The organism is Variovorax soli (assembly GCF_031454625.1).
GTDB classification, from domain to species: Bacteria; Pseudomonadota; Gammaproteobacteria; order Burkholderiales; family Burkholderiaceae_C; genus Variovorax; species Variovorax soli_A.
In genome coordinates, this window is sequence record NZ_JAVDRF010000015.1 from 116,757 (window position 1) to 123,585 (window position 6,829).

Annotated in this window: 7 protein-coding genes; 1 reads left to right on the forward strand and 6 read right to left on the reverse strand. The window is 63.9% G+C overall.

Translation table 11 applies throughout. The annotated features are described in order from the left end of the window. Positions 1–4: 4 nt before the first annotated feature. From J2739_RS25390 to J2739_RS25405, 4 genes are all read right to left on the reverse strand, one after another. On the reverse strand, positions 5–847 hold the full coding sequence (locus J2739_RS25390; protein ID WP_015865589.1) for an ABC transporter permease: 843 nt from the start codon (positions 845–847) through the stop codon (positions 5–7). A gap of 2 nt (positions 848–849) precedes the next feature. Beyond that, positions 850–1,713, reverse strand: coding sequence for an ABC transporter permease (locus J2739_RS25395; RefSeq protein WP_309906868.1), 864 nt, complete (start codon positions 1,711–1,713; stop codon positions 850–852). After that, positions 1,710–2,810 (reverse strand): ABC transporter ATP-binding protein, encoded by a 1,101-nt coding sequence (locus tag J2739_RS25400; RefSeq protein WP_309906870.1) that lies wholly within the window; start codon positions 2,808–2,810, stop codon positions 1,710–1,712. The genes J2739_RS25395 and J2739_RS25400 overlap by 4 nt, the downstream gene beginning before the upstream one ends. An 87-nt stretch (positions 2,811–2,897) precedes the next feature. Beyond that, positions 2,898–4,088, reverse strand: a complete 1,191-nt coding sequence (locus tag J2739_RS25405; protein WP_309906872.1) for an ABC transporter substrate-binding protein — start codon at positions 4,086–4,088, stop codon at positions 2,898–2,900. A 212-nt stretch (positions 4,089–4,300) separates the two neighbouring features. Between J2739_RS25405 and J2739_RS25410 the strand changes: the two genes are divergently transcribed. Beyond that, positions 4,301–5,002, forward strand: a complete 702-nt coding sequence (locus tag J2739_RS25410; protein ID WP_309906874.1) for a FadR/GntR family transcriptional regulator — start codon at positions 4,301–4,303, stop codon at positions 5,000–5,002. A 461-nt stretch (positions 5,003–5,463) separates the two neighbouring features. Here the strand turns inward: J2739_RS25410 and J2739_RS25415 are convergent, their stop codons facing one another. Together J2739_RS25415 and J2739_RS25420 are read right to left on the reverse strand one after the other, a co-directional pair. After that, positions 5,464–5,925 (reverse strand): methyltransferase family protein, encoded by a 462-nt coding sequence (locus J2739_RS25415; protein ID WP_309906876.1) that lies wholly within the window; start codon positions 5,923–5,925, stop codon positions 5,464–5,466. 107 nt (positions 5,926–6,032) lie between these two features. Then, the coding region (locus J2739_RS25420) for an NAD(P)/FAD-dependent oxidoreductase (protein WP_309906878.1) at positions 6,033–6,829 on the reverse strand (797 nt) is incomplete at its 5' end.

The window sequence follows — 6,829 nt, forward strand, 5'->3', positions numbered from 1 at the left end:
GGCCTCAGGCCGTCTTTGGATGTTCCTTGACGCGGCTGACCAGCTGTGTCGGGTTGACGAATTGCAGCGCGATCAGCAGCCAGGCCAGGGTGACCGCCATGTAGACCATCGCCATCGCATCGACCGACTGCGGCGCACGAACGCCTGCCGCGAAGACCGCGTAGTACAGGGCCACCACGAGCGTCTGCGAATCCGGGCCGGCGGTCAGGAAGGTCAGCTCGAACATGCCGATGGTGCGCACCAGCACCAGCAGGGAGGCCGCCAGAATGCCCGGCGCCAGCAGCGGCAACAGCACGTGCCAGAACAGCTTGAAAGTATTGGCGCCGAACACGCGGGCGGCGGATTCGAGGTTGGCATCGATCTGCTCGATGAACGGTGTCATCACCAGGATCATGAACGGCACGGCCGGAATCATGTTCGCCAGGATCACGCCGAAGATGGTGCCCGCGATGTGCGCCTGGTACATCACGGTCGCCAGCGGAATGCCGTACGTGATCGGCGGGATCATCAGCGGCAGCAGGAACAGCCCCATCAGCAGGTTCTTGCCGCGGAAGTTGCGCCGCGCCAGCGCGTAGGCCGCCGGCACGCCGATCAGGATCGACAGGAACACGACGGCGGCGACCACCTCGATCGTGACCCACAGCACGCTGTCGAGTTGGAACTCCTGCCAGGCGGTCTGGTACCAGTTGAAGGTGTAGCCATCGGGCAGCCAGGTGCCGAGCCAGCGGCGGGCCACCGAGCTGGTGCCGACCGCGGCCACCATGAGTGCGACATTGACGATGAAGAAGCCCATCACCAGTGCAACCAGTGACTTCCAGAGTTTCATCAGCAGGCGATGCGTGTCCATGGTCAACCTTTGCCGCCGGAGACGGGGCCCCGATAGAACATCCCGCGCGCGCCCAGGACCGCCGCAACGACGAACAGCTGCACCACGCCCATCAGCATCGCGACGGCCGAAGCCATGGAATAGTCGTAGCGCTCGAAGGCGGCCTCATACGCCGCGATCGAGATCACTCGGGTGGCACCGGCCGGCGACCCGAGCAGGACCGCCGAAGGAAACACCGAGAAGGCCTGCACGAACGACAGCGCGAAGGCCATCGCCAGTCCCGGGATCAGCAGCGGCAGATAGATATGCCGGAACTGGTTCCACGGCGTTGCGCCCAGGGTGGAGGCAGCGCGTGGCAGGTTGGGGTCGATGCCGGTGATGTACGACAGCGTGAGCAGGAACGCGAAGGGGAAACCCGAAATGACGAGCGAAATCAGGACGCCCCAGTAGTTGTGCGTCAGCCGGATCGGGCCTTCGTAGATGTGCAGCCACTGGAGCGACTGCGACAGCCAGCCCTTGGGGCCGAAGTAGCCGAGCATGCCCTCGGCGATCAGGACGGTGCCCAGCGTCAACGGAATGACCAGCAACGTGGTGATCAATTTCTGGAAGCGGCTGCTGCGGCGCATCTGATAGGCGATCGGCAGCGCCACGCCAACGTTGATCACGGTGGCGGGAATGGCCAGCTTGAGCGTGGTCCACACCGTGTCGCGCAGATTGTCGGTGGTGAAGAACTGCGTGTAGTTCGCCAACCAGTCGCCTTCCATCGGACGGAACGACAGCTGCAAGCCGTAGAGGAACGGATAGACGAACAGCACCACCATGAAGAGCGTCGCCGGCACCAGCAGCAGCAGGGACCGGTCGAACGAAGACGGGCTGGCGCTGGTCATGGCACCATGCCCGCGGCTGCATCGACGGGATAGGCCAGCGCCTTGTCCGGCGCAATGGCCAGCGTGACCAGATCGCCGACTCGCAGGCGCGTCGTCGTGCGCACGATCAGCTTGAGCCCGCCGGCCACCTCGACATCGACGATGTTGTCGTGGCCGCAGTATTCGACATTGAGCACCCGGGCCGTGAAGCTGTTGTCCACCGTTGAAGAGACGACGTCGAATTCCTCGGGCCGGATCGCGAGCATCGCCTTTCCGCCGGCGAGTGGCTGCATCGCCCGTGCGTTGAGCGCCAGGCCGCTGCCGGCGAGCTGCACCGAAGCGCCGTCCTCCCAGCGCACGTTCAGCTCCACGAGGTTGCGATAGCCCATGAAGCGGGCCACGTCCAGGTTGGCCGGCTCCGCGTAGATGCGCTGTGGTTCGGCAATCTGCTGTGCCACGCCATCCTTCATGACGACGACACGATCGGCCAGCGACAGCGCCTCATCCTGGTCGTGGGTGACGTAGATCGTCGATCGTCCCAGTTCGCGGTGAATGCGCCGGATCTCGGCGCGCATCTCCAGCCGCAACTTGGCGTCGAGATTCGACAGGGGCTCGTCCATCAACACCAGGGGCGGCTCGATGACGATCGCTCGGGCGATCGCGACCCGCTGCTGCTGTCCGCCGGACAACTGGCCGGGCAGCTTGTGCGCCTGCGAGTCCAGCTGCACCAGGTCCAGCGCCCGCTTCACGCGCTGCGCCGACTCGGCGGCTGGCACGCCGCGCATCGCCAGCCCGAACGCGACATTGCGCGCCACGCTCATGTGCGGAAAGAGCGCATAGTTCTGGAACACCATGCCAAAGCCCCGTTTTTCAGGCGGCAGCACATCGATGCGGGTGTCGTCGAGCCAGATGCCTCCATCCGTCAAGGGCAGCAGCCCGGCCAGGCAATTGAGGGCCGTCGACTTGCCGCAGCCCGAGGGTCCAAGCAGCGCGATGAACTCGCCGCGCTTGACCGTCATGGTCAGGGCATTGAGCGCGGTGAAGCTCTGCACGCCCTTGCCCGCGGCAAAGCGGCGCGTGACGCCATCGAGGCGCAACTCGGAAAAGTCTGAAGTCATGGAGACACAAACTTGGAAAAGAAGCAGCCTGCAAGCGCCCACGTGGGCGCTTGCAGCATCGGTCGGGGGCGCAGTGCGCGCCGCGAATCACTTGGTCTTGCGGGCGCCGATGTCCTGGTCCCAGCGGCGGAATGCATCGACCATGGCCTTGGTCTCGAGCGGCACGGCATGAGGGAACTGGGCCAGCCACTTGTCGTAGTCAGACCGTCCGAACTCCTTGATCACGTCCTGGCTGTCCTTGGGCGCCAGCGACAGCGGCACGTCCTTGACCGCCGGGCCCGGATAGAAGTAGCCCTTGTCATAGGTCATCGCCTGCTGCTGCGGCTTGAGCAGGAAAGCCATCAGGTCGAGAACCACTGCTTGCTTCTCCGGCGGGACGCCCTTCGGAATCACGATGTAGTGCGCATCGTTGACCCACGTCATGCCCTTGAAGGGCAGCACCTGAAAGTTCTTCGGCACGATGCCCAGCGCCCTGGGGTTGATGTCCCAACCCGTCACCGTCAGCGTCATGTCGCGCGAGCCTTCGCCCAGTTCCTTCATCACGGCTGCGGTTCCCGTCGGGTAGTACTCGATGCAGCCGTCGAGGTCCTTCAGGTAGGCCCAGGTCTTGTCCCAACCGTTGATCGGGTCGGCAGGGTTCTTGTCTCCCAGCAGATAGGGCAGCCCCATCAAGAAGGTGCGCCCCGGACCGGAGTTGGCGGGCCGTGCATAGATCAGCTTGTTGGGATTGGCCTTGCACCAGGCCAGCAGTTCCTGGGGCGTCGTCGGCGGCGTCTTGACCTTGTCGGGGTTGAACTCGACCAGCGGGCCGGCCGGCATGAAGACGATGGCCAGGCCGTGGTCCTTCGCCAGCGCTTGCATCTTGTAGGCGTTGGGAAGGTAGTTCTCCTGCAGCTTGGGGAACTTGGCCGAGTAGTCGGGGAACAACTTGACCCACAGGTTCATCTCGAGGCCGGCGGCGAGCGCATCGGTGCCGACGATGATCATGTCGATGTCACTGCGGCCCGCGTTCTGCATCGCCTTGATCTTGGCCGGGATCTCGGGGGCGGGCGCCTTGGTGAAAGTGAACTTGGAGACCAGCTTGGGGTTCTGCGCCTGGTAGGCCTCAAACGCCCTCTGCGTCAGCGCCAGGTTGCCGGCGGCGTCGATCACGTTGATCACCACCGGCGACTTTGGCAGTTCCTGCGCCCGGACCAGGCCGATGCCGGCACAACTCACCGCCCCGAGAACGGCCGCAATGATGGCGTGGCGATGCCGCGAGAGGGAAACTTGGCGCATTCGGAATCTCCTGAGGGATGGCTTGGCAGGCGGGATCTTGTAAGACAACTTCCGAGCTGTCATCCGGGTTTTCGCTGAGCCCACGGACACACGTCCACCTCTGGAAGAGCAAGGGCACGGCGCGAGAGCCACTCGCTGCTCTCCTCAATTTCGGAAGATTTGCTATAGTTGTCTGACAAAGATTCCCGGGTCTCGGTTCGATGGCGGAACACTTGCTAGACGTCAATGGCGGCACACTGCCCGACCAGATCTACGCCCGGATGGTCGAAGCCATTCTGCGCGGGGACTACGTCGACTCGAAAAAGCTGCCGACGGAAAGCGAACTGGCCTCGCAATTCGGGGTCTCGCGGCCGACCGTCCGGGAGGCACTGTCGAGGCTGCGATCGGACGGGATCATCGAGTCCCGCCGCGGCTCCGGCAGCCAGGTCGTGCGCGCCCCCGGTACACCGGCATCGAGCATGCCCTCCATCAGGAACTATTCGGACATCGAGCGGTATTACGCCTACCGCACAGTTGTTGAATCGGGGGCGGCGGCCGCTGCAGCGGAGTTCCGCACTGCCGACGACCTGACGACGATCAGAGCCTGCCTGGAAGCGCAGACCCTGGCCATGGAGAGTGGAAACAAAGGCATCGAAGACGACATCCGCTTCCACAGGGCGATCGCGAGGGCCTCGCACAACCAGTTCTTCGTGGCCGCCGTCGAAACGAGTGTCGCGCCCATCAGGCAATTCATGGAATTGGCGCGCAGCGTGCGATCGAAGATGACCGTCGAGCGTGTCCGACTGGTCCGGATGGAGCACCAGCAGATCCTCGACTCCATCGAGAAACGATCCCCGGCCGACGCCGCCGAGGCGACACGGCTCCATATCCTCAACGCCAAGCGACGCATCTTCGACGCAGCGAAATTGCGGTAGAGCGCGACGGGCTGGCCGCCCACAAGTTTGCTCCATCCCTACCCGCGCGGCAGCTATGCAGCGATTGCCGGCATTCGAAGGACGCGCGCGAATAGCTACTATCGGCCCATCACCAGCCATTCAGTTAGGCGCAGCGCTCGGATGTGGCTCGACCGATTGAAGCGAGGCACCATGATCCTGGCACTTCGCGCAAAGGTGCCTTGTTCCGTGTTCTGCAGATCGCCGGGCCCTAAAAGGTAGCCATCTCGTGAGGGCGACGGTCGAGGCGGCGCTCGGACCCACATGAGAGGCTGGGGTCGCGCTCTCCACCCCGGGAGGATTTCGGCGGCAAGGCCGCTGTCCGAAATCATCGGGACCGAAATGTTGTTCCGGACCTTGCGCTATCACGGCGCTGCTCGACCATTTGACGCACGACCGGCTGGCGGCGGTGGCGGGTGAAGTGCAGGCAGACCAGTCAGGCCTCATACCCATCTGCGTACCCTGCCTTTGTAAGCCTCGTACTCTGCCCCAAATAGAGACGCCAAAATGCGTTCTTCCGGAATGATTTGGAACCGAGTGATGTAGAGCACGTACACGACAACCCACAGGACAGCAAGCGGATTCGCCAGAAACACTGCCCACGCCAACAGGGTAAGCAAGAGCCCAAGATACATGGGGTTGCGCGTAAAGCGGTAGACGCCTCGGATGACCAACGAGGACGCCGAGCTTGCCTTGATCGGGTTCACGGTGGTCTTGGCGCGGCGAAACGCAACCAGTCCGGCGATGCTGATGCCTTGGCCGACGCACACCAAAACGACGGCGCAGAGCACACGGGCCGGATAGGGAATCTGCACAACGCCCGCGACGGCTGGCGTCAGCCACATAAGAAGCGCCAGGACAAGCGCCACGATGGGGGGAGGAACCTTCAGTTCAAGCACGCTCATATCGCTCCATGACGAGACCTGGCGCCCGGCATCACCCGCCGCGCACACAACGGGATGGCCCTTCTTGCGATGGCCCGCGGCAACCGGAGAAGGGAATCTCTATGCCCTCAAACCACCATCGATTGCTGGGCGAAGATACCCGCCATCGCGCCCTGCGATGATGCCTGGGTGACCGATGGCAAGAAGGGCGTGGCGAGGTCCCCGGCGGCGTAGATGCCGGGCATGCCGGTCTGGCGGCGCTCGTCGACCTTGAGGACGATGCCGGTAGGCGTATCCACCGTGGCGAGGCCCAGTGATTCATGCAGGCTTGCGGACGGCTTGCTGCGCGGATGGGCGAACAGGACGTCGACCGCGATATTGCGGCGGGTATCGAGATTGACGGCGGTGATATGGCCCTTGCGATGGGCGATCTCGACGATCCGGCCATCGACGAAAGGTATGTTGCGGCTCGCCAGATCGGCCTGGATATCGGGCGGAATGTCGTGACCATCGGCGAAGACAGTCAACTTGTCGGTCCAATGTTGGAACAGCCTGGCCTGATTGTGCGACTGCGGGCCGGACCAGACGAGGCCCCAATGCTGGCCGGCGACTTCAAATCCGTCGCAATAGGGGCAGGGCACGACGGAGGTGCCCCAGCTTTCGGCAAAGCCCGGAACATCAGGCATCTGGTCGGCGACGCCATAGCTCAGGATCACGCGGCGCGCCCCAAGGCTTTCGCCATCGCCAGTGAGGACGGAGAAATCGTCGATGGCGCCGGAGACGCTGTCGGCCCGGGCACTGACCAGCTTGATCGCGGGATAACGCGCCAGCTGCTGCCGCGCCTCCGCCAGGATGTCCAGCGGTGGCTTGTGATCGTGGCCGAGCAGGCCATGCGAGTGGCCGGCGAAGCGGTTGCGCGGCACGC

Excerpts from the sequence above, each read along its gene's own strand:
- J2739_RS25390 (WP_015865589.1), bottom strand. The coding sequence starts at position 847 with ATGGACACGCATCGCCTGCTGATGAAACTCTGGAAGTCACTGGTTGCA.
- J2739_RS25395 (WP_309906868.1), bottom strand. The coding sequence starts at position 1,713 with ATGACCAGCGCCAGCCCGTCTTCGTTCGACCGGTCCCTGCTGCTGCTG.
- J2739_RS25400 (WP_309906870.1), bottom strand. The coding sequence starts at position 2,810 with ATGACTTCAGACTTTTCCGAGTTGCGCCTCGATGGCGTCACGCGCCGC.
- J2739_RS25405 (WP_309906872.1), bottom strand. The coding sequence starts at position 4,088 with ATGCGCCAAGTTTCCCTCTCGCGGCATCGCCACGCCATCATTGCGGCC.
- J2739_RS25415 (WP_309906876.1), bottom strand. The coding sequence starts at position 5,925 with ATGAGCGTGCTTGAACTGAAGGTTCCTCCCCCCATCGTGGCGCTTGTC.